The following is a 26,038-nucleotide window of genomic DNA, read 5'->3' on the forward strand; positions in this document are numbered from 1 at the left end:
AAAGGCTACCACGCCCGCGGGTCACCGAGCCGCCTTGACCGGAGCGGCGGCGAGTACCGGCAGGTCGAGCGTGCGCCCCACCGAGGCGGGGGTCGAGAAGCCCCGGCGCGAGAAGATGCGGATCAGCCCCACCGACAGCGCCGTCAGCCCCGCGAACAGGATGACCGCGGCCAGCAGCGGCAGCTTCAGGCTCCGCCCCCGCAGCGGCGGCGAGGCCCGCTCCATGATCCGCACGTCGTCGGCGCCGGCCCGGACCAGACCCTGATCGGCCAGGGCCTGGGCCTCGCGCTGCTGGAACTCGCGCACCGTCGCGCTTTGCACGTCGCGGGCGCCGGCCAAGGTGGCGTTCTCGGATTCGATCGCGGTCAACCGCGCCTGCCGGGACCGAAGTTCGCCCAACTGCCCATCCAGCACGGCGAGGCGCGCCACCAGCGAGTCCCGCTGGGCCAGGGTGGTGGCCCGCGTAGTCTCCAGCTCGACCCAGATCGGGTTTGGTCCGGTGCGGACCTCCTTCACGCCGACGCCCTGGCCGGAGCCCACATAGGCTTCAAGCCCGGCGATGCGGGCCTCGATGTCCTGGATCGGCTGGCTGTCGGGCAGGTACCGCACCAGCAGCTGCTCGCGCTCCGTGCGCAGCTGCAGGATCTGGTCGCGCGCCGCGACGTTCAGATCCTGCTGCAGGGCGATCTCCGGTGGCGTCACCGCAAGTTGGGCCTCCAGCGTCGCCAGCTGACGGGTCAGCTGATTCACCTGGGCCTGCGTCGACAGCCGGTCGGCCGAGACGGTCTGCCAGTTGGCCGCCAGCGCCGTCTTGTAGGCCGCGAAGTCCCCGATGTTCTCGGTCCGGAGGAACTGCTCATAGGCCGCGTCCGCCTTGGCCAGCTCGTCCTCGAACACCAGCCGCTGGGCGGTCAGGGCGGGCGCGGTGGCATCGGCGAACACCTCGCGGCGGTGGATCAGATACTGGTCGATGACGGCGTTCAGCACCTTCGCGGCCCGCTGCGGGTCGTCGGCCTCATAGGTCACGCCGATGATGGGGCTGCCGGTCACGGCCCCCGCTTCCAGTCCCGACTCCAGCGCCCGGATGGCGGCGACGCGCTGCTGGTCCGGCGTGCCCTTGGCGTCGGGACCCAGGATGGCCGGGGCGCCCAGCACGTCGACGACGCGGTCCTTCACGGCCCGGCTGTTCAGCAGCGCCGCCTCGGACTGGGTGACGGTGTCGACGTCCGGCGTCTGGCCGCGTTCGGCCACGCCCACGCGCGGCTGATAGACGTACTCCTGCCCCACGCCGGCATAGACGCTGCCGCGCGCCGTATAGGTCTTGCCCATGGTCAGGACGAGCGCCGTGCCGATCGCCACCACGGCCAGGAAGATCACCAGCATGATCCAGAACTCGCGGAACAGCAGGCCGATCACGTCCAGCAGACCGTAGCGCGGTCGGGCGATGACTGTGGCCGTCGTGCGCATGGGCCTGGACGCGAATCCGTGAGACTGAACCGGAGCCTCAGCCTTCGCCCCTCGGCGTTAACCATCGGTTACCCATGACGCCGCACCCTGCCCTCACAGTGATCCGTCGCGTCGGGATTCGCCCATGAGCTTCAGCCGCCGGCATCTGATGCTTGGCCTCGTCGCCCTGCCGCTGGCGGCTTGCGGCGGCGTGAGCGTGCCCCGCATGGCCTCGCCCCTGGCCGGGCCGGCGACCACGGCGGGCTTTCCGGACATCCCCTTCGCCGACTGGACGGACGCGGAGCCGGAGTACGTCCTCTATCCCAATGACGAGATCGAGGTCGCCACGCCCACCGCGCCGGAGCTGACGCGCACGCTGAAGGTCGGGCCGGACGGCCGCATCTCCCTGCCCCTGCTGGGCCAGGTCATGGCGGCGGACCGCACCCTGGCGGAGCTGGAGCAGGACGTGTCCGACGGCTACGCCACGCAGCTGGTGCGGCCGGTCGTCGAGATCACGCTGAAACAGGCCGGGCCGATCCGCGTGTGGGTGGACGGTGAGGTCCGCACGCCCGGCGTCTATGAGATGACCGGCGACATCGACGCCTATCAGGCCGTGATCCAGGCTGGGGGCTTCCTGCCGACGGCCCGGACGCAGGAAGTGGCCCTGATCCGCCGCGGGCCCGGCGGACGGCGCATGCTGCGCGTCTTGGATCTGCGGCCCCGTCGGGGGATGGCGGTGGCCATGCGGCGCGGCGACGTGATCTTCGTGCCGCGCTCCACCCTGGGCGAGCTGGCCAACTTCTTCACCCAGATCCGCAACGCCCTGCCGATCGGCTTCAACTACACGATCAACGGCCAGTATCAGCAGTTCTGACCGCAGCCGGAATCAGGCGGCCAGTCGGGTCGTGCCGGCGTCGATCCAGCGGCGGGCGGCCCGCTGGGCCTCGCCGATCTCTTCGCGATCCATCTCCTGCGACAGCTCGCGGCGATAGTCGCGGGCGGCCTCCGACCCCTTCATGGCGGCCAGATTCAGGATCATGTGCGCCGAGACCCGATCCATCGGGCATCCGCCCGTGCCGGTCGAGTACATCAGGCCCAATCGGAACAGCTGGTCGCCGTCCATGTCCGGGGTGGGCAACGGCAGGGCGCCGTCTTCCGCAACGTCGTGCGCCAGTTCTTGCGCGTTCATCACCAGTCCTCCAGGCCGAGGCCGTTCTGGCCCCGCTTCCTTGAGCGCGATGAAATACCGCCGGTTTGAAGTTAAAGTTAATGGCGGAAACGCGGCCGAATCTTTTTCGCCAACGAAGCGTGAATACTCAAAACCGCGTTCAAATCTTGGAAACGGCTCGGAAATCTCGTCTTAAGACTTGCGCGCCCGCTGACCGAACAGCACGGCACGCTGGGCGTCCGCCTCGCGTCCGGCCTTGGCCAGATCCCGCGACAGATCCTTGCCCAGCCACCGCCCCTTCTGCACCGCCGGCCGCACCTCGACAGTCTCGAACCAGCGCTTCAGGTTGGGGAACTCCGCCAGATCCTGCCCCTGCCGTTCCCACGGCACGATCCACGGCCAGATCGCCATGTCGGCGATGGAATAGTCGCCGGCCACGAACTCTCTGTCCGCCAAACGGCGGTCAAGCACGCCATAAAGCCGGTGGGTCTCGTCGGTGTAGCGGCGCACGCCATAGGCCAGGTGACGCTGGTCGGACGTCAGCGCAGGCGCGTACTGGCGGAAGTGATGCGTCTGTCCCGCCATGGGGCCCAAGCCTCCGACTTGCCAGAACAGCCACTGATCCACCTCGGCCTTGCTCCGCGCGTCCTGAGGATAAAAGCGGCCGGATTTGGCGCCGAGGTACTGCAGGATGGCGCCGCTCTCGAAGATCGACAGCGGCCTTCCGCCAGGTCCGTCCGGGTCGACGATGGCAGGCATGCGGCCGTTGGGGCTGAGGGCCTGAAATGCCGGATCGAACTGCTCACCCGTGCCGATGTTCACCGGCTTGAGATCATAGGGCAGTTCCATCTCCTCCAGGGCGATGGAGATCTTCCACCCGTTGGGCGTAGGCCAGTACCAGAGTTCGATCGGGGAGGTCATGAGGGTTCTCTTCGGCTGCGCCGCACAGGTGGGATGGCGGCCACGCCTCCGCAACGGCCGACCTGACCGTCTCATTCAGGGACGGTTCATGCGCGGGGGCTGAGCGTCGGGCATCCCCAGATCGCGGCCCCAGTGGGTCCGCCCAGCAACGAGATCCGTTCATGAACCGCCTGACCAAAGCCGCCATCGTCGCCGTCGCCCTGTCGACGACGGCCGTGCCGCTGGCCGCCGAAGCCCAGAGCCGCCGGGACCGCAATGAGCGCCGCGACGACCGCCGCGACTACCGCCAGGACCGTCGCGACGACCGGCGCGACTTCCGCGACGAACGCCGGGACGACCGCCGCGATTGGCGCCGCGGCGAGTACGACGACCGCCGCGACTATCGGGAGGACCGCCGGGACGACCGGCGCGATTTCCGGGCCGAGCGCCGTGACGACCGCCGCGACTTCCGGAACGACCGTCGCTGGGACCGCAACAATCGCGACTGGTGGCGCGGTCGGTCGGAGTTCCGCGATTATCGCGGCGCCCGCAACGGCTACTGGTATGCGCCGGGCCACGGCTACTACCGCGTCGAACCGCGCTACTATGGCCAGAGCTGGAGGCGCGGTGCGTATCTGCCGTCCACCTATCACCGCTACTATGTGAACGACCCCTATTTCTACGGCCTGCGCCCGGCGCCGCGCGGACACCGCTGGGTGCACGCGGACAACGACATCCTGCTGGTGGCCCTGGCCACCGGCGTGATCGCCGACGTCCTGTTCGACGTTTTCTGACGCGACGGGACGTGTGTGGGGAGAAGGGCCTCGCGGCGCGGTCGCGGGGCCTTTTTCCTGTCCGCCGGTTGAGCGAACATGGTTCACATGCCGTTCAGCTTGGCGGGATCAGCTTCGACCTCAAGCCGCCCGCGAGGGGCGTGCAGGAACCCGCGAGAATGAAGAGAACCCTTCTGGTCTTCTCCGCCCTGACGGCCTTCGCCGTCCCGGCGGCGGCCCCGGCCATCGCCGCGGCGCAGGACCCCGAACGCCGACGCGATCGCACTGAGGTGCGCGAAGAGCGCCGCGAACAGCGCCGAGAGGCACGCGAAGACCGCAGTGGCGGAGGTGGCGGTGGTGGCGACGAGCAGCGCCCGGATCGTCCTGAGCGTCCCGATCGTCCCGATCGTCCCGAACGTCCGGACAGGCCGGATCAACCCCGTCCCGACAGACCGGATCGGCCTGACAGGCCGGATCGTCCTGATCGTCCGGACACGCGGGACGACCGGCGTGATCGTCGGGATGACCGCCGCGACGATCGTCGTGAGCGCCGGGACGACCGGCGCGACGATCGCCGGGACGACCGTTGGGAACGCCGGGAAGATCGCCGCGATTACCGTGAGTTCCGCCGCAGCTGGAACCGGGATTCCTGGAACCGCGACTGGAGCCGGCGTCACGGGCGCAGCGACTGGTGGCGCAACGACCGCCACTTCCGCGGCTGGTCGGGCGTGCGGGTCGGCTTCTACTTCTCGCCGGGATACGGCTACTACAGCGTGCCGCGTTCCTACTGGGGTCGGAGATACCACGAGGGCCAGTACCTGCCGTCGCTGTTCTGGCGGTACGAGATCACCGATCCGGGCTACTGGGGCTTGCCGTGGCCGCAGCCGGGCACGATGTGGGTCTGGGTGGACAACAACATCTACCTGGTCGACCGGTTCGACGGCTATGTCATCGAAGCCATCCACGACGCCTGGCGCTGGTAGGCGGCGCCGGAACGAGAAAGGCCCCGGAGCGATCCGGGCCTTTTTTCACGTCCGAGTTCTGCTCCGATCAGGCGACGGCGGGTAGGCGCGCCACGTTGCAGTGGGTCCACAGCTTGTCCATGGCCGTGACCAGGGCGTCCATCATGCCGTCGTCGTGGTCCGGCGACGGGGTGAAGCGCAGGCGTTCGGTGCCTTTGGGCACAGTCGGATAGTTGATCGGCTGGACGTAGATGCCGTGGTCTTCCAGCAGCATGTCCGAGATCATCTTGGCGTGCACCGGATCGCCCACGAACACCGGCACGATGTGGCTCTCGGACGGCATGACGGGGATCCCCGCCGCCTCGAACCGCGCCTTCAGGGCCGCGGCCCGCTCCTGGTGCTTCTCTCGCAGTTCCGGATGCGCCTTCAGGTGACGCACAGAAGCCAGGGCGCCGGCCGTCAGCGTCGGGGGCAGCGACGTCGTGAAGATGAAGCCCGAGGCCCAGCTGCGGATCGCGTCCACGATGACCGCGTCGGCGGCGATGTAGCCGCCCATGACGCCGATCGCCTTGCCCAGGGTGCACTCGATCACGTCGATCTGGTCCAGCACCCCGTCGCGCTCGGCGATGCCGGCGCCGCGAGCGCCGTACAGGCCGACTGCGTGAACCTCGTCGAGATAGGTCAGGGCGCCATACTTCCTGGCCAGCGCGATCGTGCCCTTCAGGTCGGCGACGTCGCCGTCCATCGAATAGACGCTCTCGAAGGCGATCAGCTTGGGCGCGTCGACGGGGGCGGCGGCCAGCAGCTGCTCCAGATGCGTCAGATCGTTGTGCAGGAACACATGTCGCTCGCACCCGCCGTGGCGGATGCCGGCGATCATCGAGGCGTGGTTCAGGCTGTCGGAGAAGATGATCAGGCCCGGCAGAATCCGCTGCAGCGTAGTCAGCGTCGCCTCATTGGCCACATAGCCCGAGGTGAACAGCAGCGCCGCCTCCTTGCCGTGCCAGTCGGCCAACTCGGCCTCCAGGTCCACGGCCGAGCGCGTCGTGCCCGAGATGTTGCGCGTGCCGCCGGCCCCAGCGCCCGCCGCGTCTATCTCGGCCTTCATGGCCTCCAGCACGACCGGATTCTGACCCATGCCGAGATAGTCGTTCGAGCACCAGACGACGACGTCCTGCTCCGTCCCGTCGGCCCGACGGCGCACGGCGCGCGGAAACCTGCCGCGCACGCGTTTCAGATCGGCGAAGACGCGATAGCGGCCCTCGCCCTTCACCTGCTCGACGGCGGACTGGAATGCGGCGCGGTAGTCGTACAACCCGGCGATCTCGGACGGCTGATGAACGGCCCGTGTTTGACTCCCGCGACGGCGAAAGTCCACCTCAGGCTGGCGCTAAATGGTCGCAAGCTTTCACTTGCGAACCATTCTCAGGCAAGATCGTGCGCGATCACCGCGGCAGCTCGTCCAGCTTGCCGCGCAGCAGTTGCAGGATGGCCGAGAAGTCGCGCCCCCCGAACCCCAGTCGATCGAACATCTGGTACAGCGCCTCCGTCTGGGCCCCCAGCGGAGTCGAGGCGCCGGCGGCGGCGGCGGCCTGCTGCGCCAGCTTGAGGTCCTTCAGCATCATCGCCGTGGCGAAGCCGCCGTCATAGTTGCGGTTCGACGGCGCGGTCGGCACCGGGCCGGGCCAAGGATAATAGGTCGTCACCGACCAGCTCTGGCCCGACGCCTTGGACACGATGTCGAACATCTTGACCGGATCCAGGCCCAGCTTTTCGGCCAGGGCGATCGCCTCGCACGTCCCCAGCATGGTGATGCCCAGGATCATGTTGTTGCAGATCTTGGCCGCCTGCCCCGCCCCGTGGTCGCCGGCGCGGAACGTTGCCCGGCTCATCGGCTCCAGCGCCGCCTCGATGCGCGCGAACTCAGGCTCGTCGCAACCCACCATGAAGGCCAGAGTCCCCGCATCCGCCGCCATCGTCCCGCCCGACACCGGTGCGTCGGCGAAGACGTATCCGGCCTCGCGGGCCAGCCCGGCCACCTTGCGACAGGTCTCCACGTCGATGGTCGAGCAGTCCAGCAGCAGGGCGCCGGTCGGCGCGGCCCCGATGATCTGTTCGGAATAGACCTTCAGCACGTGGGGCCCGGCCGGCAGCATGGTGATCACCACGTCCGCGTCCTTGACCGCGTCGGCCACAGAGGACGCCGCCTGACAGCCTGCCGTCACGGCGCGATCCACCGCTTCCTTCGACAGGTCGAACGCCTTCACGACGCGGCCGGTCTTGGCCTGGTTGGCGGCCATCCCCCCGCCCATGTTGCCAAGGCCGATGAAGGCGACGGTCTGCGTCATGACGAACTCTCTCCCTGCGATTTTGCGGGGAGGGTTAGCGGGTTCGCCGCGTCGTCGCCAGCGCACGGTTCAGCCAGGCTTGCGGAACAGCAGCATGAACTGGCTCGTCTTACCCTGAATCGAAGGATCGAAGACGCTGGCGGTCAATGGATCGTCGGGATTCGCCAGAAGCTCGCTCTGCGCCTCAAGCTCGAATCCGGCTTCGGTCACGGCGGCGATCACCGCGTCGCGTTCGATGCGGTGGAGCGCACCACCCCCTGAAAGGCCCACCCCCTCGGCCGCATGGTGGTCGATGATCAGATATATCCCGCCGGGCCTGAGCGCCGCGAACACCGCCCGATCGAAGGCCTCGCCCGTCCCCGGAGCCGCGAAGGGTCCATAGAGATCGTGATAGTTTTGGGCGGTGAAGACCACGTCGACGGGCCCGGGCGGCGCAAAGGCCGACGTGGCTCCGGTCAGAACCGTGACGTTCTCCAGACCGGGCTCGGCGGCGACCGCGCGGATCCCCGTCAGGAATTCGGGGCGCAGTCTCACGATTTCGTCAGGCTGATACGCCCAGATCCGTCCACCCGACCCGACGGCGATCGAGAGGATGCGGGTGAAGTAACCGCCCCCAGGCATGTATTCGGCTACCGTCATGTCCGGCTCAATGCCTGCGAATTCCATGACGGCGTACGGTTTGCGGACGTCGTCTCGCGCTAGGTCCGCGGCCGGTCGGGCGACCTCCTGCGCATGAATCCCGCCGACCGCTGCGGACATGGCCAAGGCGAGGATGAAGGACCTCATCGCTCAGCCCGGCTTCCTGAACCGCAGCATGAACTGGCTGGTGTTCCCGCGGATCGAGTCATCGAACACGTTGGCCGTCATCGGGTCGGCGGGGCGCAGCAGAAGATCGCTCTCGGCCTCCAGCACGAAGCCCGCGGCGGTCACCTCGCGCTTCACCTGCTCGACGTCGATCCGGTGAAGGGTGTTGGAGGCCGAAAGCCCCGACCCCACCGTTGCGTGGTGATCGATGACGACGTAGTGGCCGCCCGGCTTCAGCGCGGCGAACGCGGCGGCGTTGACGCGCCGGGCCGTGTCGTCGGGGAAGTGGCTCAGGTGCAGATCGTGATAATTCTGCGCCGTGAATATCAGGTCGACGCCCGAGGGCCAGACCGGCGCGGCGATCGGCGAGGTCAGCCCCTCCACGTCGTCCAGCGCGTCGGCCGCCCGCACCGCCTCTCCATAGCTGGCTTGGAAGGCGATGAACTCGTCCGGCTGCCAGGCCGTGACCCGACCCTCCGGCCCCACGGCAGCCGAAAAGGCCCGGGTGAAGAAGCCGCCGCCGATGATCATGTCGATCACATGATCGCCGGGCTCCACCCGCGCGAAGGCCAGGGTCTCGGCGGTCATCCGCGCAACGTCCCGGCCCCGATCCTCCTCCGTGCGCGGCGCCCCGGCCAGGGCGGCGGAATAGCTCTCCGGCGACGGCCCACCCGTGAGGCCGACGCACGCCGACGCGCCCAGCGCCGCCGCGATCGCCGCGACGGCCAGTCCCCTCTTCAGTCCACGCATATTCGGCTCCTCAGCCCGGTTTGCGGAAGCGGTAGACGAACTGGTCCGTGCGATGGCGGATGCGCTCGTCGAACACGTTGATGGTGCGGTCGTCCTGCGGGTTGCGGATCGCGTCGCTCTCCCCGTCGAAGACGAAGCCGGCGGCCTCGACCTCGCGCTTCAGGAACTCGCCCTCGATCCGGTGCAACGACTGCACCTCGGCATTGCCCGTGCCCGCCCGTCCGGCGTGGTCGATGACGACGTAGTATCCGCCCGGCTTCAGCGCGTCGTAGATCGCCTTGTTCATCCGGTTCACGTCCACGCCGAAGGCCGGGATGTGGAAGTCGTGGTACTCCTGCACCATGAAGACCGCGTCCAGCGGCTCGGAAAAGGTCATCGCGTCCAGCGCCCCTTCCATCGCCACCACGTTCGGATAGGTCGCGGCCAGACCTTGGGCCAGCGGCGTCTCCCGCGTCGCAGTGCGGGTCGGCACGAAGGCGTAGACCCGTCCGTTCGGGCCGACGACGCCGGCGAACAGTCGGGTGAAATATCCCTCTTCCGGCCGGATGTCGGCGACCTTGTCGCCGGGGCGCAACTCGACGAACTCCATCATGGCGATCGGCGCGCGGGCCGCGTCGCGCGCCACCTCGTCGGCAGGCCGCCGGGGATCGGCCAGGGCTGCGGCATAGGTCGCGTCGGAATCGAAATGCGACACGTGCCGGCCGGGGGCGCCGTCGTCCTCGGTCACGTTGATCATCACGCAACCCGCCAGGGTCACGGCCGCGCCGACGGCGAGGATGAGGGTGCGCATCGAAATCTCCTGAACGGCCCGCGTCATCTGCGCGCCATTCGCGGCCCGGAGCAAGCCTCAGCTCAGCGGCGTCCACTCCTGATCGGCCGGAAGGGGCGCGAATAGGGCCTCCACGTCGGCGTCCGAAACCTCCGTGAGGGTTGCAGGCCGCCACATCGGCCGGCCGTCCTTGTCGACGATCACCGACCGCACGCCTTCCTGGAAGTCGTGGCTGCGCACCACGCGGCCGCCCAGCCGGTATTCCATGGCCATATTCGCCGCGAAGTCTGCCATGCCACGTCCCAGACGGAGCTGGCGCAGGGTGACCTTCAGCGACTGCGGCGACTTCGTTTTCAGCGTCGCCAGCTGGGCCGCTGCCCACTCCGTGCCCTCTGCCTCCAGCGCCGCGAAGATCGCCTCGACCCTGTCGTGGGCGAACAGCCGGTCGATGGCTTCGACATGCGGCGCGATCGTCGGCTCGCCCGGATCGTCCTCCAGCCCGTCGGCCACGTCGGCCGGGTGCGCCGGATCCGTCTTCAGGATCGCGCGGAAGGCCTCGATCGCATCGGACGGCAGATAGTGGCTGTGGATGCCCAGAAACACCGTGTCCGCCGCCTTCAGCCGCGCCCCGCTCAGGGCCAGCCATGTCCCCGTCTCGCCCGGTAGACGCGGCAGGAACCAGCCCCCACCCACGTCGGGGAACAGGCCGATCCCCGTCTCCGGCATGGCGTAGGTCGTCCGCTCGGTGGCGATCCGGACCTCTGCCGGTTCGCTGATGCCCACGCCGCCGCCCATGACGATGCCGTCCACGATCGCCGTGATCGGCTTGGGGTATTCGAACATCAGGTGGTTCAGGCGGTATTCGGTCAGGAAGAAGGCCCGGGCCTCCGCCGCGTCTCCCGCCCCGCTCTCGGCGATCATGCGGATGTCGCCGCCGGCGCAAAAGCCGCGCTCGCCCGCATGGTCTATCAGCACCGACTTCACCGCCGGATCCTCGCGCCACGCCAGCAGCGCCGCCGTCATCGCCTCGCACATGGCCTTGTTCAACGCGTGCAGCGCCTTCGGCCGGTTCATGGTGATGCGTCCGACCCCGGACTGGACGCGGGTCAGGACTTCAGGCTCGTCGATCATGGCGCGGGATTAGCGACGCGCGTCGAAGACGTCCACGCCGACCGCCATGGCCGCGGTCAAAAGTTGGCCGTCTCGCGACGCCAGCGACATTCCGTCCCTCAGCGCCTTGGCCAGATAGATGGCGTCGTAGAGCTTGAGGCCGGTTTGGCGGGCGATCTCCAGCGCGCCGTCGGCTTCCACCGCCGCGTCGCCGCGTTCGATGTCCACCAATACGCCAAGCTTCGTCATCAAGACGTTCGTCTCACCCGGTGCAAGCGTGCCTCTGCGCTCGCCCAACAAGAGGACATTGCGCATCTCCACGGCGAAATGGATCGGCGCAAAAAATTGCTCGCTTTCACCTCGGCGGTACAGCGCGGTCGCGGACGCCGTGGCCTGCGACCTGAGATACCAAGCTGCCGCGACGGAAGCGTCTATGACCACTCTTCGCCCCGATCACGGCCCAAGGCTTCCCGGATGTCGAACGGCTCGCCCTCAGGCTGGCGATCCCGCATCGCCAGGGTTTCCTCGATCAGCGCGCGGCGCGCGGCGCGGTCGAGGGGCGCCTTCGCCCTCGCCGGAACGATCCGGACGGCGGCCTTTCCATGACGGGTGACGGTCACCTCTTCGCCGGTTCTTTCGACTTCGGCGATCAGGCTCGTGAACTTCGTCTTGGCCTCCAGGACCCCGACTTCACGCATGGCTCGCTCCTCTGACCATTATGGTCAGAATAGCACGGCGGCTTCCTTCGGTCACCCCGCCGGCGTGACGCTCAGCTGGTAAGGAATGTAGAGCATCAGCTCCAGCGGCCCCGCCTGGCGCCAGGTCACCTGCCGCGACAGGCCCGTCACTTCCACGCCATAGGCCGGGCCGAACGCCGCCGCCGTGGTCCCCGCGTCCGCCGCGATCGCGGCCAGCACGACCGGGCGGTATTGATCGGGCCGGATCACCGTCGGCTCCCAGTCGTCCATCAGGCGCAGTTCGGTGCGGCCGACGCGCTGGGTCGATTCTACGAAGGCCCGGATGCGGGCCGAGGCGGCCTCCAGCGTGTCGCCTTCCGCGATGGGGGTCTTGATGACGAGAGTCACGGCGCTGGTGTCCGGACGGCCGTCATCGCTGTGGAAGCGCAGGGTCGGGATCATGCGCGCGTCGAAGTCGGCGACGTTGCCCCCCGAATCCAGCCCCAGCTCGATCGACGCGTCCAGTCCCGCCGCCCGCGCCATGGCGGCCAGGGTCTGGGTGATCTCGCTGCGGCGCTGGGCCGCGTCGCGCGTGTCGCACGCGACGCGGACCGACACGACCAGATTGTCGGCCCGTAGCGACACCTGCACGTTCGGGAACTCCGCCTGGCTCGTATAGCCCCGGCCGGCGTTGGCGCTGAAGCGGTATTCCTGAGCCTGGGCTGCCCCGGCGATCAGGGCGGCGACGGCGACGAGCGGGATCAGCAGACGCATGGCGGTGGCTCCGTTCTGTTGGAGCCATAAGGTCACGCCGGAGCGTCGCCGTATGCCGTCGGAACCTGACGAGGGATTTAGGTCCCTATACGGGGCCAGCCAGCCAGTTCAGTCGGATGAACATCGGGCCCAGGCCGATGTCGATCGGCTGCGGCTCTCCTTCTGCCGCGCCGGGGGCCAGCAACAGATCGGCCTCCAGCCGCTGGTCGGCGACCAGTGTGGAGCCGTCCGGCATCTGGCTGCCCGCCTTGAAGTCGTAGATCAACCGCATTGCGACCCGGTCGTCAGAGTCGAACTCGTACTCGCCGGAAACCTTGCAGCCGCCCTGATCGACCCCGACGAACCGCCCGTCCTTGAAATGCGCGAGGATGGCCAGCCCATAGGCCTCACCGTCGTCGGGATCCTGATCGCCGCCTGCCTGAAACAGGCTGTAGAAGCCACTCTTCATTGCCGCATCATCTCCCGCGCCGTGATGACGCGCATGATCTCGTTGGTGCCTTCCAGGATGCGATGCACCCGCAGGTCGCGGACGATGCGCTCCAATGGATAGTCCTTCAGATAGCCATAGCCGCCGTGCATCTGCAGGGCCTCGTCGGCGATCTCGAAGCACAGGTCCGTGGTCATGCGCTTGGCCATGGCGCACCATTTGGTCTTCTCGGGATGGCCCGTGTCGATGGCCCAGGCGCCGCGCAGGACCAGCAGGCGGCAGGCCTCCAGCTGGGTCGCCATGTCGGCCAGCTTGAACTGGATGTTCTGAAACTCGTTCAACGCCTTGCCGAACTGCTTTCGCGTGGCGACGTAGTCCTGCGCCGTCTCCAGCGCCAGCCGCGCCCCGCCCAGCGAGCATGCGGCGATGTTCAGCCGCCCGCCGTCCAGCCCCATCATGGCGTAGCGGAAGCCATCGCCCTCCTTGCCCAGCAGGTTGGCCGCCGGGATGCGGCAGTCGTCGAAGCTGACGATGGCCGTGGGCTGGCTGTTCCAGCCCATCTTCTTCTCCTGAGCTCCGAACGACAGGCCGGGCGTGCCCAGATCGACGACGAAGGCGGAAATCCCCTTCGGCCCCGCCTCCCCCGTCCGCGCCATCACCACATAGACGTCGCTGGTCCCCGCGCCGGAGATGAAGGCCTTCGACCCGTTCAGCACGTAAGTGTCGCCTTCGCGCGTCGCCGTGGTGCGCATCGCCGCGGCGTCGGAGCCCGAGCCCGGCTCGGTCAGGCAATAGCTGGCGATCTTCTCCATCGTCGTCAGCTGCGGCACGTAACGGGCGCGCAGGTCGTCGGAGCCGAAGCCGTCGATCATCCACGTCGCCATGTTGTGGATCGAGATGAAGGCCGCCGTAGACACGTCGCCGCGCGACAGCTCCTCGAAGATCACCGCCGCCTCGACCCGGCCCAGCGCCATGCCGCCGTGCTCCTCGCCCGCATAGATGGCGGCGAAGCCCATCTCGGCCGCCTGCCGCATGACGTCGACGGGGAAATGCTTGGTCTCGTCCCACTCGGCCGAATGCGGGGCCAGTTCGGCCTCGGCGAAGGCGCGCGCCGCGTCCTGAATGGCGCGCTGGTCGTCGGTGAGGGCGAAGTCCATGTCTGCTCCCAAAGCCTTCGGCCTCTGCCCGGGCCGTCGGCGCGCTTCTATCGTCCGCAGGTCCCCCCGTCACGTCCGCACCTGACGCAGGCGCATGCTTCACTCCCGTGCATGGCCATTCCGGTTGGACTCGCTGGACTGTTTGGACCGCTTGGACTTGGTTTTTCCGGGGCCGTCGATCCGGCCTCTCGCAGGATTTCCCCGCCGCCCGCTTCGGACTATGCATCTTCCATGACCGTGCCGTTCCAGCCCGCCGCCTTCCCCTTCGCCCGCCCGCGTCGCCTGCGCGCCAGTCCGTGGGTGCGGCGCCTGGTCGCCGAGACCGTACTGACGCCCGCCGACCTGGTCTGGCCGCTCATCGTGCATGACGGCCCCGACGACCGCGTGCCGGTGCCGTCCATGCCCGGCGTCTTCCGCCTGTCGCCCAAGGCCGCCGCGTCGGCCGCGAAGGAGGCGCGCGACCTGGGCATCCCGGCCGTCGCCCTGTTCCCAAACGTCGATCCGTCGATCAAGGACGGCGTCGGCACGGGCGCGACCGACCCCGACGGTCTGGTCCCCGACTGCATCAAGGCCATCAAGGACGCGTCGCCGGAGATCGGCGTGATCACCGACGTGGCGCTGGACTGCTACACCGACCACGGCCACGACGGAGTGCTGGAGGACGGCCGCGTCGTCAACGATCCGACGCTGGAGCGGCTGGCCGAGCAGGCCTTCATCCACGCCCACGCCGGCGCCGACGTCGTGGCGCCGTCCGACATGATGGACGGCCGGGTCCAGGCGATCCGGGAGGCACTGGAAGCCAATGGATTTCAGGATGTTCTGATCCTGTCGTACGCCGCAAAATACGCTTCGGCCTTTTACGGCCCCTATCGGGACGCCGTCGGTTCGGCAAAGGCGCTGACGGGCGACAAGAAGACGTATCAGATGGACTTCGCCAACACCGACGAGGCCCTGCGCGAGGTGGCCATGGACCTGTCCGAAGGCGCCGACGCCGTGATGGTCAAGCCGGGTATGCTGTATCTCGACATCGTCCGGCGCGTGTCCGAGACCTTCAGGATCCCGACCTTCGCCTACCAGGTGTCCGGCGAATACGCGATGATGAAGGCCTCTGCCGCGAACGGCTGGCTGGACGAGGAACGCGCCATCCTGGAAAGCCTGCACGCCTTCAAGCGCGCGGGGGCCGCGGGGGTCCTGACCTACTTCGCGCCCCAGGCGGCTCGCCTGCTCGGCGCTTGACGCCTCAGCTCGCCGCTGGGATGACGGCGCTCGCTCTGAACTCAAGGGGATGCGCATGTTCGGGTTCGCAAAGAAGAAATCCGGCGGCGCTGCGCCCTCGGTCGAGCCCTCCGCGCCGACCGGTGAGGCGCCCGTCACTGCGGCTCCGACCGCCGAGATCGCGGCGGCCGGGCCCGTGACGCCCGATCTGGCGCTTCAGCAGTTGCGAGACGGCAACGCGGCCTTCCTGCGGGGAGAGCCCGCGACCGTCTCCGCCGCCGATCTCGCGCCGCTGGAAGCGGGTCAGAGTCCCGTCGCCGTGGTGGTCGGATGCGCCGACAGCCGCACCTCGCCTGAGTTGCTGTTCGGCCAGGGGTTCGGCCGGTTGTTCGTCGTACGCGTGGCTGGAAATACCGTGGACGAGCGTGGGCTGGCCTCGATCACCTATGCCGTCGAACATCTGAAGGCGCCTTTGGTCGTGGTTCTCGGCCACACAGGCTGCGGCGCCGTGGCCGCCGCCGGGGCCGTGGTCGATGGGGCTCCCCCCGATCCGGCGCTGGAGGCCATGCTCACGCCCATTCTGCCCGCCGTCATCTCCGCGCGTGCTGCCGGCGGCGACCCGGTGGAAGCCAATGCACACCGCGTGGCGGCTCGGTTGGCCCAGGAAACCAGTCTGGCCCCCGCCGTATCTTCGCAGCGCCTCAGAATCGTGCCGGCCGTGATGGCGCTGGGCAGCGGCCAGGTCACCTTCCTCGACTGAGCCTCGCCTAAGCCTGTCGCTCTATCCGCGCCATCTGCAGCAGGCTCAGAAACGCGCGGGCGCGCCAGTCGGCCGCGAATCGGACGGCCACGATGGTGGCGAGGCCCGCAATGCCGCCCGCGAACGCCGGCTGCGCCCCCTCCCCGGCCATGAAGGCCGAGATGCCTTCCGGCGACAGCTGGGCCCAGATCGCGCCGATCGTCAGCGGCACGGTGACGTAGGCCAGAATCACGCTGCGGAAGAAATGCTCCTGGCGTTTCACGTTCACCTCGCCCAGGGCGATGACGCCGTCCAGCATGGCGTCGTCGACGGTCTCCAGTCGGGTCAGAACCCGGCGCGACACGCCCATGGCGCGCAAGCCCTGGATCACGTCGAACCGGAACATCTGGTTCTCGGACTGGAACAGTCCGAACGGGCGCATCGATTCCAGCAGCGAGCGCCAGGCGGGATAAAGGGTGATCAGGTCGCGCCAGAGGGCCCACAATCGACTGTCGGCCAGAATTTCCGCCGCGCTGAGGCGCAGCTTCAGCCGCGCGGGGCCGGCGGCGTCTTCAGCCGCGCCGCCAGGCTCGACGTGTCCCATCGCGATCCCCCCATCGCCTGCACCTCGGCGTAGAACTGATCGACCAGGGCGGTCAGCGCAAGCGTGCCGCCGTTCCGTCGCGCCTCATCCAGCACGAGGCCCAGATCCTTGCGCATCCAGTCGACGGCGAAGCCGAAGTCGAACTCGCCCCGGCTCATGGTCGCCCAGCGATTGTCCATCTGCCAGCTTTGTGCCGCGCCCTGGGAGATCGCGCCCAGGACCGCCTCCGGATCCAGCCCGGCGCGCTCGGTGAACTGCACGGCCTCGGCCAGCCCCTGCACCACGCCGGCGATGCAGATCTGGTTGACCATCTTGGTCAGTTGGCCCGCCCCGGCCGGCCCCATGTGCCGGATCGACTTCGAATAGGCCTCCAGCGCCGGGCGCGCCCGCTCCAGGGCTGCGGCGTCGCCTCCGACCATGACGCTGAGCTTGCCCGCCTCCGCCCCCGCCTGCCCGCCCGAGACCGGCGCGTCCAGAAAGCGGCGGCCCCCCGTCGCGGCCAATTCCGCCATCTCTCGCGCCACTACGGCCGAGGTCGTCGTGTGGTCGATCACCGTCGCACCGGCCGCCGTCGCTTCCAGCCCGGCGGTCACCGTAGCCCGCACGTCGTCGTCATTGCCGACGCAAAGGATCAGCAGGTCCGCGCTGGCCGCCGCCTCGCCCACGGACGCCGCCACGCGCCCCCCGGCGTTCTTCGCCCAGCGCACGGCCTTTTCCGGCGAGCGGTTGAATCCGACCACCTCATGCCCGGCCCGCAAGAGATGCCCGGCCATCGGGGCGCCCATGACGCCCAGTCCGACGAAACCGATCTTCACGCCTGTTCCCCCTCGACGCCCAGACGGCCGAAGCCGCCGCGGAAATAGGTCAGGGCCGGCCCCGGTTCGCCCTGAAACTCCACGACGCGCCCGATGATGACGGTGTGGTCCCCGACCTCGTGTCGCTCGTGGGTCAGGCACTCCAGCCGCGCCAGCACGTCGCGCAGCCGGGGCGCCCCGTGGGCGTCGGTCAGATCGTCTGGGGCCAGCCTCGGCTCTCCGAAGGCGAACCGTTCGGCGCGGGCGCGGTCGTCGGCCCCCAGCACATGCACGCCGAACCGTTCGGCCGAGGCGAAGGCGGCGTGGCGTTCGGCGTCGTGGGCGATCGACCACAGGATCAGCCTCGGATCCAGCGACACCGAGGCGAAGGAGTTGGCGGTCAGTCCGACGCCGCCATCGGGCGTCCAGGCCGTCATGACGCAGACCCCCGTCGCGAACGTCCCCAGCGTGCGGCGATAGGCGCGCGAGGCGGCGACCAGGTCGTCGGGCACGGGTTCGAGGCTCATCCGTCGCACCTAGCTATCTTCGCCGCGCGGCGAAAGCCGGCTCGGGATAAGGGCCCCTTAACCCTGTTTCCCCGATCCTGCCCCGCGACTCTCCGTCCGTGCTGGAAATCCATGTCCGTCAGCGACCGTCCCATCCTGATCAAGAAGGTCAAAAAAGTCGCCGGCCACGGCCACCACGGTGGCGCGTGGAAGGTGGCCTACGCCGATTTCGTGACCGCCATGATGGCCTTCTTCCTGCTGATGTGGCTGATCAACACGACCGATCCGGAGCAGAAGCGCGGCATTGCGGAATATTTCGCGCCCGCCAGCGTCTCGGCCACGACGTCGGGCTCAGGCGGCATTCTTGGCGGGACGTCCCTGGGCGACGACGGGGCCAAGAGTTCCGGCTCGATGTCGGTCATCACCGAACTGGCGCCCGAGGCGCCGCCGGACGCGCCGCAGGAGGTGGGTCAGAACTCCAATCTGGCCGCCGCCAGCGAGGAGGAGCTTCGCGACGAGATCGCCCGGCGCGAGGCCGCCGAGTTCGCGTCTGCGGCCGCCTCGCTGCGCCAGGCGATGCAGTCCATGCCGGAACTGGCGGAGCTGTCGAAACAGCTGATCATCGACCAGACGCCCGAGGGTCTGCGCATCCAGATCGTGGATCAGGAGGGCCGGTCCATGTTCGAGCAGAACTCCGCCCGGCCGAACGCACGGGCCCAGCTGCTGCTCCGTGCGGTGGCCAAGGTCATCGTGCAGTTGCCTAACCGCATTTCCATCACCGGCCACACCAGCGCCGTGGCGGGATCCAGCCGCGCCAGTGCGCCGGGCGACTGGCAGCTGTCGGCCCAGCGGGCCGACGCGTCGCGCCTAATCCTCCAGGCCGCCGGCGTCGATCCGGACCGCGTCTACTCCGTGACCGGCAAGGCCGGTTCAGATCCGCTCTATCCCGACGATCCCAGCCTGGCGGGCAATCGCCGCATCTCGATCGTGTTGCTGAGAGAGGCGCCGGTTCTGCCGCAGGACACCAGCCTGTGACCCCACGTCGCCGCGCGAAACGCCTTGCGGGCGCCGCGCGCGGCGGGTCAGATTGGGGCATGGACGTCGACTCCCGCCTTCGCTCGCGGACCCTGCCGTGACCCAGCACCTCCCGCGTCGTCAGCTGCGGTTCTACATGACGGCGACGGCGCCCTGCCCCTATCTGCCGGGCCGGACCGAGCGGAAGGTGTTCGCCAACCTGCCCTTTTCGGACGGCGCCTGGGTCAACGACGAGCTGACGCAGGCCGGGTTCCGGCGCAGCCAGAACATAGCCTATCGCCCGGCCTGCGACGCCTGCGACGCCTGCGTGTCGGTGCGCATCCCGCTGGACGGCTTCGACCTGTCGAAGGGCCGTCGGCGCGTGCTTCGCCGCAACGGCGACCTGGTCCGCCACTTCGTCGAGGCGGAGGCGACGGTCGAGCAGTTCGACCTGCTGCGCCGCTATCTGCTGGCCCGGCATCCCGTCGGCGGCATGCGCGACATGGGCTGGCTGGACTACGTCGCCATGGTCGAGGACACGGCCGTGCGGACCCATCTGGTCGAGTATCGCCTGCCCTCGATCGACGGCGGGCCCGGAAGGCTGATGGGCGTGGCCCTGACGGACGTGCTCTCGGACGGCCTGTCGATGGTCTACAGCTTCTTCGAGCCGGACGAAGAGAGACGTGGGCTCGGCGTCTTCGCCGTGCTGGATCACGTGGTTCAGGCCCAAGCCCTCAGCTTGCCCTTCGTCTACCTCGGCTACTGGGTCGAGGGGTCGCGCGCCATGGACTACAAGGCGCGCTTCCGCCCGCTGGAGGCTCTGACCAAACTGGGCTGGGCGCCGCTGGACTGATACGTTTCCTTCTCCCCCGGGGGAGAAGGAAAGTTCACCGAAACTTCCTGAGTCCCCGCGGACCCTGGCGGCCCGCCTGGGCGCGCTTGCCCAGCCAGTCCTTCCAGTCCGGCCAGTTGCGGCGACGGCCGCCGCCGTCGACCCATTCCGGACCGTGCGCGCCATCGAAGACCGTCACGTCGGCCAGGCCGCCTTGTTTGAAGTTCTGCAGCCTCACGCCCTTGCCGCGCCCCATTTCCGGAAGTTCTTCAAGGGGGAAGACCAAGGCCTTGATGTTGTCTCCGATGGTGGCGACGTGGTCGCCCGCCACGCGGATCGCGGCCAGCATCTCGCCGTTCAGCACCTGTTTCCCGCCGCGCTTTTGGGCCAGCAACTCATCTTCCGGCGCGACGAAGCCGTAGCCGGCCTTAGACGCCACCAGCAACTTGCCGCCGGGCCGGTGCGCCAGCAGGTTCACGATGTCGGCATTCTCGTCCAGGTCGATCATCAGACGCAGCGGCTCGCCGTGCCCGCGCCCGGACGCCAGCTTGTCGGCGCCGACCGTGAAGATGCGCCCGTCGGACGCCGCCACAAGCAGCCTGTCGGTCGTGAACGCCGGAACCAAAAAGGCCAGGGCGTCGCCTTCCTTGAATTTCAACTCGGACGGATCCTCGACCTTGCCCTTGGCGGCGCGGATCCAGCCGCGTTCGGACAGGATGACCGTGATCGCCTCGCGCGGCACGAAGGCGTCGATCGGCGGCGGGGCCGAGACGTCGACGGCCTCGGCGATGGTCGTGCGGCGCGGCGAGACCAGCGCCTTGCGGACGTCCGCCAAGCCCACGGCCAGCAACTTCGTCTGCTTGGCCGGCGAGGCGAACATCTCGTTCAGCCCGGCCAGTTCTTCCGACAACTCCTTGAACTCATTCTCTATCGCCATCTCCTCGATCCGCGCCAACTGGCGCAGACGGGTGTCGAGGACGTAGTCCGCCTGGACCTCGCTCAGGCCGAAACGCGCGATCAGCACGGCCTTCGGCGTCTCCTCCTCGCGCACGATGCGGATGACCTCGTCCAGGTTCAGGAAGACGATCCTCAGGCCTTCCAGCAGGTGCAGCCGCGCCTCGATCTTGTCCGCCCGCCAGCGCGAGCGGCGCAGCAGCACCTCGCGCCGGTGATCCAGGAAGGCGACCAGACACTGTTTCAGGCCCATGACCCGCGGCGTGCCGTCGGCGTCCAGCACGGTCATGTTGATGGGAAAGCGGATTTCCAGGTCCGACAGGCGGAACAGGCTCTCCATCATCACGTCGGGCGTCACCGTGCGGCTCTTGGGCTCCAGTACGATCCGCACGTCCTCGGCCGACTCGTCGCGCACGTCGGCCAGCAGCGGCGACTTCTTCTGCTCGATCAGGTCGGCCAGCTGCTCGATCAGCCGGCCCTTCTGGATCTGATAGGGCACCTCGGTGACGACGATGCGCCACATGCCGCGGCCCAGGTCCTCCGTCTCCCAACGCGCGCGCAGTCGCACGCCGCCACGGCCGGTTTCATAAGCTTCCAATAGGCCGGCGTGCCCTTCCACGGCCACGCCGCCGGTCGGGAAGTCCGGGCCGGATACGAGAGCGACCAGCTCTTCCGTCGTCGTCTCAGGCCGCTTCAGCAATTCCTGGCAGGCGTCGATCAGCTCGACGGCGTTGTGCGGCGGGATCGACGTCGCCATGCCCACGGCGATGCCCGACGAGCCGTTGGCCAGCAGGTTCGGGAACCCCGCCGGCAGCACGACCGGCTCGGTGTCCTGGTCGTCATAGGTGGGACGGAAGTCGACGGCGTTCTGGTCGATGCCCTGCAGCATCAGGGTTGCGGCCGGCGTCAACTTGCACTCGGTGTACCGCATGGCCGCGGCGTTGTCGCCGTCGATGTTGCCGAAGTTCCCCTGCCCGTCGACCAGTGGGTACCGCTGAGCGAAGTCCTGGGCCAGGCGGACCAGGGCGTCATAGATCGAAGCGTCGCCGTGCGGGTGATAGCCGCCCATCACCTCGCCCACGACCTTGGCGCACTTGCGGGCCGCCGCCTGCGGGTTCAGCCGCATCTGGTGCATGGCGTACAGGATGCGGCGGTGCACCGGCTTGAAGCCGTCGCGCACGTCCGGCAGGGCGCGGTTGGTGATCGTCGACAGCGCATAGGCCAGGTAGCGCCGGCTCAGCGCCTCGCTCATGGGCTCTTCGACGATGCGGCCGCCTTCCGGCGGCGGGGCGTGAATGGTCATGCTGTCCAGAATCAAGAAGCGGAGCGCCAGTCTAGCGCCCCGCTCCCCGATGGTCTCAGTCCGCGCTGTGGATCAGTTGGCGGGACGCTGCGCCGTCGGACGGTCCGGCGAGGCGAACGGGCTGTCGGCGTACCAGAGGGGCCGCTCGCCGTTCGCGATCGTACGGGCGATCGAGGTATTGACCACGGCGAACCGGGCCGCGGCGTTCCAGTCGAACGGCAGATCGATCTCGTCGGAGACCTTATGATAGTGGTTTTCCAGGAAGTCGGCGCTGGCCACCTCGCCCGGACCGGCCGGACCTGGGTCCAGATAGACCGACGGCACGCCCGCCTTCACGAACTCATAGTGGTCGGAGCGGACGAAGAAGGCCTCTTCCGGCGTCGGATCGGGCGTCAGCCCCACGCCCACAGCTTCCGTGGCTTCCTTCACCACCACGCCCAGCGTCGAATGCTCCGCGCCGAAGGCCACCAGATCCTCGAAGGCGTAGGTCAGGATCGGCATGTCCAGGTTCACCGCCGCGACGATGTTCTCCAGCGGCACGGTCGGGTTGGCGGCGAAGAAGCTGGAGCCCAGGAGGCCCTTCTCCTCGCCGGTAACGGCCAGGAAGATCACCGAACGCTTCGGGGGGTTCTTCGACAGCTCGCGCGCCACCTCGATCATCGTCGCGATGCCCGACGCGTTGTCCATGGCGCCGTTGAAGATCTTGTCGTCGCCTTCCTGCTCCGGATCGACGCCCTCATGGTCAAGGTGGCCAAGGACCACGACGTATTCGTTCTTCAGTTCGGGATCCGAACCCTCCAGCACGCCGACCACGTTCGGGCTTTCGATCATCTCGGCCGAAGTCGAGATGGAACCGCTCATGCGACCCGGCAGGGCGAAGCCCTCGACCCGCTCGGTCGCGCCCTTGGTCTGGACCTCCTGCGCCGACATCGGGGCGCCGACGAACAGGGCGTCGGTCATCGCCGTCGACAGGTAGCCTTCGAACTGCAGCCCCTTGGCGTCGGATTGCGGGCGGCCCTGCGCGTCGGTCCACTTCATCTGGGGTTCGCCCAGGAAGGTCATCAGATAGGCCCAGGGCGCGGGTCGCGCCTGAGCCGGCAGCAGGGTGAGCACGCCGATCGCGCCGCGCTCGGCCGCCGTCGTGGCCTTGGACGACTGGATGTGGGCGCTCAGCTCGCTGGGCAGGCCCTGGGGCATGTCGTAGAGCACCACGACGACCTTTCCGCGCACGTCCAGCCCGGCATAGTCGTCGATGCCCTCGGTCGGGGCGACCACGCCGTGTCCGACGAAGACCATCTCTGCGTCGAAGGTCTGGTCGCCGATCACGGTGCTGTACAGGGCGGCGTGTTCGGCCTGGTTGAAGACCTGGTCGCCGACCCGCATCGTGCCGCCGGTGGTCGTGATGTTCGCGAAGGTGATCGGCTGGCGCCAGCTGGTGCGCTCGGCGTTGCCCAACGGCTTCAGGCCGAACTCGGCATAGTGGCGCTCGACGTATTCGGCGGCCAGGATGTGACCGGCCGAGCCGGTGTCGCGGCCCTCCAGCTCGTCGGACGCCAAATAGGTGATGTGGCCCTTCATCCGGTCGCCCAGTTGGGCGTCGACGTTCTGTGCCATCGCGGCGGACGACGCGCCCGCCAGCAGGAGGGCCGACAGGCCGGCGACGAAGACGCGCTTGAACATGGTGAGGTATCCCCGATCTCGATGCGCCGCAGCTAACATCGCGGCCGCGGCGAAGTCACGCGCGCCCGGATTACGTTTCGGTCATCAAGCCAGCCCGGCGGCCCACAGGCGTTCGATCATCCGGTCTCGCGCCTCGGGCAACGGGCGGTTCAGCGGATCGAACACGCAGCGCGTCAGGAAATGTCCGGACAGGTCCAGCCCGGCGCGGACGTCGCCCTCCCCCAGCCCCGCCTGGGCGCCCAGCAGGAAAGGCGGCAACCGCAGCAGGCGATCCATGTAGGGCGCGCCCGCGCTCATCGACACGGCGCGTCCCGTGCGTGGGCTGACCCAGGTCAGGTAGTCCCGACTGCCCGATACGGCGCAGACGCTGAGATCCAGCCCGAAGCCCAACTCCTCCAGCAGACCCAGCTCGTAGCGCACATAGACCGCGGGCCAGACGTCCGGCAGGCTCAGGACGCCCGACAGGGCCTCCAGCGCGAAGAAGGCGCCCGGATGAGCCTCCCGTTCCGGCAGGGCCCCCTGCGCCACCGCCGCGGCCGCCGAGAGGCCCGCCAGCGCCAGAGGGTCGTCGAACAGGGCGCTGGGCCCCTCGCCCACCGGCTCCAGCCGTGCCGAACCCAGTTGATCCGAGGTGCGTGCCCTCAGCTCCACCTCCACGCGCGCCCCGGCCTGCAGGAACGGCTTCATCCGCCGCGACGCGCCGCCGGCGACGTAGGCCAGACGACGCCCATGCTCCCGCGTCAGCAGATCGACGACGGCGCCCGTGTCGCCATGCGCCCGGGCCGCCAGCACGAAGGCCTCGTCGGTGATCTCCATGCCCGAGGCTTAGGGGCCCGGGCCTCGCACGGGAAGCCTCTTGCCGCGACCGGCGCATTGAAGCTTACTGGCGCAAGGGGGAGTTGCGTCATGGACAAGTTTTCAGGCTCGCGTCGTCGCACGTGGCAATCGCGCGTGCCCAGCTGGCCGTTTCTGGTCGTCGGAGCCGTCGCCGTCGCCGGCGCGGCCTGGTGGGCGTCCGGCGCCCTGGACGTCGAGGCGTTCGGAGACGGCACCGACCGCGGCAGCCTGAACATCTGGGTCACGACCGTCGGCACGCTGGTCCTGACCTCCTTGCTGATGGCCGCGGCCGTGGGCGGCCTGATCAACGCCGTGATCCTTCAGCCCGCCAACCGCCGGCACGGCATGGCCTACGCCGCCGGGCTGGCCGGATTGGCCCTGGTGGCCGGCGCGCCGCAGACCGTGGCGCGCACGATGGAGGCTGATCGCGCGGGCTATGCCGCCCGGCTGCTGGAGGCTCTGCAGGACTCCCGCAACAAGCAGGCGTGGGCCTATGCCGCCGTGCATCGGGAGCTGAACTTCGCCGCCGGGCGCAGCTCGTTCAGCCCCCGTGGACTGGACCGCGCCGGCGGCTTCGACGAGGCGCGGGAGCGATTGAAGCTGGCCGAAGACCTGATCCAGGCCGCGCCCGGCAAGCTGGCCGCCGCCGACGCCGCCGCGCGCCAGGTGCTGGCCGACAACGTCATGGACCGCGAGGCGCGGGAGGCCGTCCTGGCCCGCTTCGACGTCGGAGCGCAGGACAAGGCGCCGCTGCTGGCCCGTTATTGGGCGCTCCAAGCCGAGCTGCTGGATCTGGTCGGCGAGCACCTCGACATGCTTCAGGCCAATCGCGGCGCGTGGGAGCCGATGGGCGGCATGTTCATGTTCCGCAGCCAGGGCGTGTTCCGTCAGTTCGAGGCGCGCCGCGTGCGGTCGATGGAGCTGATAGACGAAGGTCTGGAGATCGAGCGCGAGCTGATGGCCATCGACCGGCGGACCAATGCGGCGGTCGACGCCGTCATCGAGGACGAGGCCGACGGCGCCCTCATTCGGCGGGAGCGGCGATCACCTGAACGACCTGCGCCGCTCGATCGTTCGGTACGGTCAAGCTGAGCACGTACTGGTCGATCTTCCAGCCGTCCTCGGTCAGGCGCAGCACGCCCGAACCCCGCAGATCGCCGTAGCTGTCGTTGGTCAGCTTCTCGTCGAACCAGGCGACGCAGCGGCAGTCGATCGGCGCGATCGTCACCACTCGGTCGCGCGGGACGTAGGTCCAGCCGCGCCCCCGCGCGAAATAGGGCTCGGCATAGGCGCGGAACGCCGCCAGCGGCCAGTGCTCGGTCGCGTCGGTGCCGACGAAGCGCGCCTCCGGCGTGAACTGGGCGAAATAGGCGGCGCCGTCGGCCGCCGAGGCGGCGGCGTGCATGCGGTCGATCGTCGCCTCCACCGCCGCGGTCTCGGGATCGCCGCCGAACGGCAGCAGCAGGGCGACGGCGAGGGAAGCGAACATGGCGGT

At 68.7% G+C, this 26,038-nt stretch carries 30 protein-coding genes; 8 read left to right on the plus strand and 22 right to left on the minus strand.

All coding sequences use genetic code 11. From position 1 onward, the window contains the following. Positions 1 to 21 precede the first annotated feature (21 nt). Positions 22 to 1,467 carry a chain-length determining protein gene (locus tag VGN45_RS07745; RefSeq protein WP_327461023.1) on the minus strand — a complete coding sequence of 482 codons (1,446 nt, stop codon included), beginning with the start codon at positions 1,465 to 1,467 and terminating at the stop codon, positions 22 to 24. 124 nt (positions 1,468 to 1,591) lie between these two features. Here VGN45_RS07745 and VGN45_RS07750 point away from each other — a divergent pair, with 124 nt between their 5' ends. Then, a complete protein-coding gene (locus VGN45_RS07750) occupies positions 1,592 to 2,320 on the plus strand; it encodes a polysaccharide biosynthesis/export family protein (RefSeq protein ID WP_327461025.1) in 729 nt (242 codons plus the stop codon). 12 nt (positions 2,321 to 2,332) lie between these two features. Here VGN45_RS07750 and VGN45_RS07755 read toward each other — a convergent pair whose 3' ends face one another. Together VGN45_RS07755 and VGN45_RS07760 are read right to left on the minus strand one after the other, a co-directional pair. Continuing rightward, positions 2,333 to 2,635, minus strand: coding sequence for a sel1 repeat family protein (locus VGN45_RS07755; protein WP_327461027.1), 303 nt, complete (start codon positions 2,633 to 2,635; stop codon positions 2,333 to 2,335). Positions 2,636 to 2,806: 171 nt separating this feature from the next. Continuing rightward, entirely contained in the window at positions 2,807 to 3,535 is a 729-nt protein-coding gene (locus tag VGN45_RS07760) for a glutathione S-transferase N-terminal domain-containing protein (protein ID WP_327461029.1), read from the minus strand. A 161-nt stretch (positions 3,536 to 3,696) separates the two neighbouring features. Between VGN45_RS07760 and VGN45_RS07765 the strand changes: the two genes are divergently transcribed. After that, positions 3,697 to 4,308, plus strand: a complete 612-nt coding sequence (locus tag VGN45_RS07765) for an RcnB family protein (protein ID WP_327461031.1) — start codon at positions 3,697 to 3,699, stop codon at positions 4,306 to 4,308. Between the two features lie 83 nt (positions 4,309 to 4,391). On the opposite strand, the gene VGN45_RS07770 is transcribed toward VGN45_RS07765, so the two are convergent. Next, a complete protein-coding gene (locus VGN45_RS07770) occupies positions 4,392 to 4,964 on the minus strand; it encodes a hypothetical protein (RefSeq protein ID WP_327461034.1) in 573 nt (190 codons plus the stop codon). Positions 4,965 to 5,015: 51 nt separating this feature from the next. On the opposite strand from VGN45_RS07770, the gene VGN45_RS07775 reads away from it, so the two are divergent. Then, positions 5,016 to 5,270 carry an RcnB family protein gene (locus VGN45_RS07775; protein ID WP_327461036.1) on the plus strand — a complete coding sequence of 85 codons (255 nt, stop codon included), beginning with the start codon at positions 5,016 to 5,018 and terminating at the stop codon, positions 5,268 to 5,270. 67 nt (positions 5,271 to 5,337) lie between these two features. On the opposite strand, the gene hemA is transcribed toward VGN45_RS07775, so the two are convergent. The 11 genes from hemA to VGN45_RS07830 form a co-directional block, all read right to left on the minus strand. Then, complete coding sequence (gene hemA, locus VGN45_RS07780; RefSeq protein WP_327461038.1) at positions 5,338 to 6,564, minus strand: 5-aminolevulinate synthase; 1,227 nt, start codon at positions 6,562 to 6,564, stop codon at positions 5,338 to 5,340. Positions 6,565 to 6,694: 130 nt separating this feature from the next. Next, positions 6,695 to 7,597, minus strand: a complete 903-nt coding sequence (mmsB, locus tag VGN45_RS07785; RefSeq protein ID WP_327461040.1) for a 3-hydroxyisobutyrate dehydrogenase — start codon at positions 7,595 to 7,597, stop codon at positions 6,695 to 6,697. Between the two features lie 69 nt (positions 7,598 to 7,666). Further along, on the minus strand, positions 7,667 to 8,356 hold the full coding sequence (locus VGN45_RS07790; RefSeq protein WP_327461042.1) for a methyltransferase: 690 nt from the start codon (positions 8,354 to 8,356) through the stop codon (positions 7,667 to 7,669). 30 nt (positions 8,357 to 8,386) lie between these two features. Continuing rightward, positions 8,387 to 9,151, minus strand: coding sequence for a methyltransferase (locus VGN45_RS07795; RefSeq protein WP_327461044.1), 765 nt, complete (start codon positions 9,149 to 9,151; stop codon positions 8,387 to 8,389). Between the two features lie 10 nt (positions 9,152 to 9,161). Next, positions 9,162 to 9,941 (minus strand): hypothetical protein, encoded by a 780-nt coding sequence (locus tag VGN45_RS07800; RefSeq protein ID WP_327461046.1) that lies wholly within the window; start codon positions 9,939 to 9,941, stop codon positions 9,162 to 9,164. Between the two features lie 57 nt (positions 9,942 to 9,998). Next, positions 9,999 to 11,051: an enoyl-CoA hydratase/isomerase family protein gene (locus tag VGN45_RS07805; RefSeq protein ID WP_327461048.1), complete on the minus strand. Its 1,053-nt coding sequence runs from the start codon at positions 11,049 to 11,051 to the stop codon at positions 9,999 to 10,001. Positions 11,052 to 11,060: 9 nt separating this feature from the next. Then, positions 11,061 to 11,471: a type II toxin-antitoxin system VapC family toxin gene (locus VGN45_RS07810; RefSeq protein WP_327461050.1), complete on the minus strand. Its 411-nt coding sequence runs from the start codon at positions 11,469 to 11,471 to the stop codon at positions 11,061 to 11,063. Further along, positions 11,462 to 11,728: a type II toxin-antitoxin system prevent-host-death family antitoxin gene (locus VGN45_RS07815; RefSeq protein ID WP_327461052.1), complete on the minus strand. Its 267-nt coding sequence runs from the start codon at positions 11,726 to 11,728 to the stop codon at positions 11,462 to 11,464. Before VGN45_RS07815 ends, VGN45_RS07810 begins: the two co-directional genes overlap by 10 nt. Before the next feature lie 51 nt (positions 11,729 to 11,779). Continuing rightward, the gene (locus VGN45_RS07820; protein WP_327461054.1) at positions 11,780 to 12,481 is read right to left on the minus strand and encodes a hypothetical protein; all 702 of its coding nucleotides are present in this window, start codon (positions 12,479 to 12,481) and stop codon (positions 11,780 to 11,782) included. Between the two features lie 85 nt (positions 12,482 to 12,566). Further along, positions 12,567 to 12,929: a hypothetical protein gene (locus VGN45_RS07825; protein WP_327461056.1), complete on the minus strand. Its 363-nt coding sequence runs from the start codon at positions 12,927 to 12,929 to the stop codon at positions 12,567 to 12,569. After that, positions 12,926 to 14,065 (minus strand): isobutyryl-CoA dehydrogenase, encoded by a 1,140-nt coding sequence (locus VGN45_RS07830; RefSeq protein ID WP_327461061.1) that lies wholly within the window; start codon positions 14,063 to 14,065, stop codon positions 12,926 to 12,928. The genes VGN45_RS07825 and VGN45_RS07830 overlap by 4 nt, the downstream gene beginning before the upstream one ends. A gap of 231 nt (positions 14,066 to 14,296) precedes the next feature. Between VGN45_RS07830 and hemB the strand changes: the two genes are divergently transcribed. Both hemB and VGN45_RS07840 read left to right on the plus strand, forming a co-directional pair. Continuing rightward, positions 14,297 to 15,301, plus strand: coding sequence for a porphobilinogen synthase (gene hemB / locus VGN45_RS07835; RefSeq protein WP_327461063.1), 1,005 nt, complete (start codon positions 14,297 to 14,299; stop codon positions 15,299 to 15,301). A 55-nt stretch (positions 15,302 to 15,356) separates the two neighbouring features. Continuing rightward, positions 15,357 to 16,040 carry a carbonic anhydrase gene (locus tag VGN45_RS07840; RefSeq protein ID WP_327461065.1) on the plus strand — a complete coding sequence of 228 codons (684 nt, stop codon included), beginning with the start codon at positions 15,357 to 15,359 and terminating at the stop codon, positions 16,038 to 16,040. Between the two features lie 7 nt (positions 16,041 to 16,047). Here the strand turns inward: VGN45_RS07840 and VGN45_RS07845 are convergent, their stop codons facing one another. Genes VGN45_RS07845 through VGN45_RS07855 form a run of 3 tightly spaced genes read right to left on the minus strand, consistent with a single transcriptional unit; the run spans position 16,048 to position 17,944 of the window. Then, the gene (locus tag VGN45_RS07845; RefSeq protein ID WP_327461067.1) at positions 16,048 to 16,623 is read right to left on the minus strand and encodes a hypothetical protein; all 576 of its coding nucleotides are present in this window, start codon (positions 16,621 to 16,623) and stop codon (positions 16,048 to 16,050) included. Further along, on the minus strand, positions 16,566 to 17,438 hold the full coding sequence (locus VGN45_RS07850; RefSeq protein ID WP_327461069.1) for an NAD(P)-dependent oxidoreductase: 873 nt from the start codon (positions 17,436 to 17,438) through the stop codon (positions 16,566 to 16,568). Before VGN45_RS07850 ends, VGN45_RS07845 begins: the two co-directional genes overlap by 58 nt. Then, positions 17,435 to 17,944, minus strand: coding sequence for a flavin reductase family protein (locus tag VGN45_RS07855; protein WP_327461071.1), 510 nt, complete (start codon positions 17,942 to 17,944; stop codon positions 17,435 to 17,437). The genes VGN45_RS07850 and VGN45_RS07855 overlap by 4 nt, the downstream gene beginning before the upstream one ends. Positions 17,945 to 18,055: 111 nt before the next feature. Between VGN45_RS07855 and VGN45_RS07860 the strand changes: the two genes are divergently transcribed. Together VGN45_RS07860 and VGN45_RS07865 are read left to right on the plus strand one after the other, a co-directional pair. Then, positions 18,056 to 18,958 carry a flagellar motor protein MotB gene (locus VGN45_RS07860; RefSeq protein ID WP_327461073.1) on the plus strand — a complete coding sequence of 301 codons (903 nt, stop codon included), beginning with the start codon at positions 18,056 to 18,058 and terminating at the stop codon, positions 18,956 to 18,958. Between the two features lie 97 nt (positions 18,959 to 19,055). Then, complete coding sequence (locus VGN45_RS07865; RefSeq protein ID WP_327461075.1) at positions 19,056 to 19,790, plus strand: arginyltransferase; 735 nt, start codon at positions 19,056 to 19,058, stop codon at positions 19,788 to 19,790. 34 nt (positions 19,791 to 19,824) lie between these two features. On the opposite strand, the gene parC is transcribed toward VGN45_RS07865, so the two are convergent. The 3 genes from parC to recO all read right to left on the minus strand — a co-directional run bounded on the left by parC (position 19,825) and on the right by recO (position 24,522). After that, positions 19,825 to 22,026, minus strand: coding sequence for a DNA topoisomerase IV subunit A (parC, locus tag VGN45_RS07870; protein WP_327461077.1), 2,202 nt, complete (start codon positions 22,024 to 22,026; stop codon positions 19,825 to 19,827). Positions 22,027 to 22,098: 72 nt separating this feature from the next. Beyond that, positions 22,099 to 23,706, minus strand: a complete 1,608-nt coding sequence (locus VGN45_RS07875) for a M28 family metallopeptidase (protein WP_327461079.1) — start codon at positions 23,704 to 23,706, stop codon at positions 22,099 to 22,101. An 84-nt stretch (positions 23,707 to 23,790) separates the two neighbouring features. Next, on the minus strand, positions 23,791 to 24,522 hold the full coding sequence (recO, locus tag VGN45_RS07880) for a DNA repair protein RecO (protein ID WP_327461080.1): 732 nt from the start codon (positions 24,520 to 24,522) through the stop codon (positions 23,791 to 23,793). Between the two features lie 90 nt (positions 24,523 to 24,612). On the opposite strand from recO, the gene VGN45_RS07885 reads away from it, so the two are divergent. Next, positions 24,613 to 25,635, plus strand: coding sequence for a hypothetical protein (locus VGN45_RS07885; protein ID WP_327461082.1), 1,023 nt, complete (start codon positions 24,613 to 24,615; stop codon positions 25,633 to 25,635). Here the strand turns inward: VGN45_RS07885 and VGN45_RS07890 are convergent. Then, positions 25,568 to 26,032 (minus strand): nuclear transport factor 2 family protein, encoded by a 465-nt coding sequence (locus VGN45_RS07890; protein WP_327461084.1) that lies wholly within the window; start codon positions 26,030 to 26,032, stop codon positions 25,568 to 25,570. The genes VGN45_RS07885 and VGN45_RS07890 overlap by 68 nt on opposite strands. Between the last annotated feature and the right edge of the window lie 6 nt (positions 26,033 to 26,038).

Origin of the sequence: Brevundimonas sp., assembly GCF_035999125.1 — a bacterium.
In the GTDB taxonomy this organism is placed as follows: Bacteria; Pseudomonadota; Alphaproteobacteria; order Caulobacterales; family Caulobacteraceae; genus Brevundimonas.

Excerpts from the sequence above, each read along its gene's own strand:
- VGN45_RS07745 (WP_327461023.1), bottom strand. The coding sequence starts at position 1,467 with ATGCGCACGACGGCCACAGTCATCGCCCGACCGCGCTACGGTCTGCTG.
- VGN45_RS07750 (WP_327461025.1), top strand. The coding sequence starts at position 1,592 with ATGAGCTTCAGCCGCCGGCATCTGATGCTTGGCCTCGTCGCCCTGCCG.
- VGN45_RS07755 (WP_327461027.1), bottom strand. The coding sequence starts at position 2,635 with ATGAACGCGCAAGAACTGGCGCACGACGTTGCGGAAGACGGCGCCCTG.
- VGN45_RS07760 (WP_327461029.1), bottom strand. The coding sequence starts at position 3,535 with ATGACCTCCCCGATCGAACTCTGGTACTGGCCTACGCCCAACGGGTGG.
- VGN45_RS07765 (WP_327461031.1), top strand. The coding sequence starts at position 3,697 with ATGAACCGCCTGACCAAAGCCGCCATCGTCGCCGTCGCCCTGTCGACG.
- mmsB (WP_327461040.1), bottom strand. The coding sequence starts at position 7,597 with ATGACGCAGACCGTCGCCTTCATCGGCCTTGGCAACATGGGCGGGGGG.
- VGN45_RS07790 (WP_327461042.1), bottom strand. The coding sequence starts at position 8,356 with ATGTCCGCAGCGGTCGGCGGGATTCATGCGCAGGAGGTCGCCCGACCG.
- VGN45_RS07795 (WP_327461044.1), bottom strand. The coding sequence starts at position 9,151 with ATGCGTGGACTGAAGAGGGGACTGGCCGTCGCGGCGATCGCGGCGGCG.
- VGN45_RS07800 (WP_327461046.1), bottom strand. The coding sequence starts at position 9,941 with ATGCGCACCCTCATCCTCGCCGTCGGCGCGGCCGTGACCCTGGCGGGT.
- VGN45_RS07805 (WP_327461048.1), bottom strand. The coding sequence starts at position 11,051 with ATGATCGACGAGCCTGAAGTCCTGACCCGCGTCCAGTCCGGGGTCGGA.
- VGN45_RS07815 (WP_327461052.1), bottom strand. The coding sequence starts at position 11,728 with ATGCGTGAAGTCGGGGTCCTGGAGGCCAAGACGAAGTTCACGAGCCTG.
- VGN45_RS07820 (WP_327461054.1), bottom strand. The coding sequence starts at position 12,481 with ATGCGTCTGCTGATCCCGCTCGTCGCCGTCGCCGCCCTGATCGCCGGG.
- VGN45_RS07825 (WP_327461056.1), bottom strand. The coding sequence starts at position 12,929 with ATGAAGAGTGGCTTCTACAGCCTGTTTCAGGCAGGCGGCGATCAGGAT.
- VGN45_RS07830 (WP_327461061.1), bottom strand. The coding sequence starts at position 14,065 with ATGGACTTCGCCCTCACCGACGACCAGCGCGCCATTCAGGACGCGGCG.
- hemB (WP_327461063.1), top strand. The coding sequence starts at position 14,297 with ATGACCGTGCCGTTCCAGCCCGCCGCCTTCCCCTTCGCCCGCCCGCGT.
- VGN45_RS07840 (WP_327461065.1), top strand. The coding sequence starts at position 15,357 with ATGTTCGGGTTCGCAAAGAAGAAATCCGGCGGCGCTGCGCCCTCGGTC.
- VGN45_RS07845 (WP_327461067.1), bottom strand. The coding sequence starts at position 16,623 with ATGGGACACGTCGAGCCTGGCGGCGCGGCTGAAGACGCCGCCGGCCCC.
- VGN45_RS07855 (WP_327461071.1), bottom strand. The coding sequence starts at position 17,944 with ATGAGCCTCGAACCCGTGCCCGACGACCTGGTCGCCGCCTCGCGCGCC.
- VGN45_RS07860 (WP_327461073.1), top strand. The coding sequence starts at position 18,056 with ATGTCCGTCAGCGACCGTCCCATCCTGATCAAGAAGGTCAAAAAAGTC.
- parC (WP_327461077.1), bottom strand. The coding sequence starts at position 22,026 with ATGACCATTCACGCCCCGCCGCCGGAAGGCGGCCGCATCGTCGAAGAG.
- VGN45_RS07875 (WP_327461079.1), bottom strand. The coding sequence starts at position 23,706 with ATGTTCAAGCGCGTCTTCGTCGCCGGCCTGTCGGCCCTCCTGCTGGCG.
- recO (WP_327461080.1), bottom strand. The coding sequence starts at position 24,522 with ATGGAGATCACCGACGAGGCCTTCGTGCTGGCGGCCCGGGCGCATGGC.
- VGN45_RS07885 (WP_327461082.1), top strand. The coding sequence starts at position 24,613 with ATGGACAAGTTTTCAGGCTCGCGTCGTCGCACGTGGCAATCGCGCGTG.
- VGN45_RS07890 (WP_327461084.1), bottom strand. The coding sequence starts at position 26,032 with ATGTTCGCTTCCCTCGCCGTCGCCCTGCTGCTGCCGTTCGGCGGCGAT.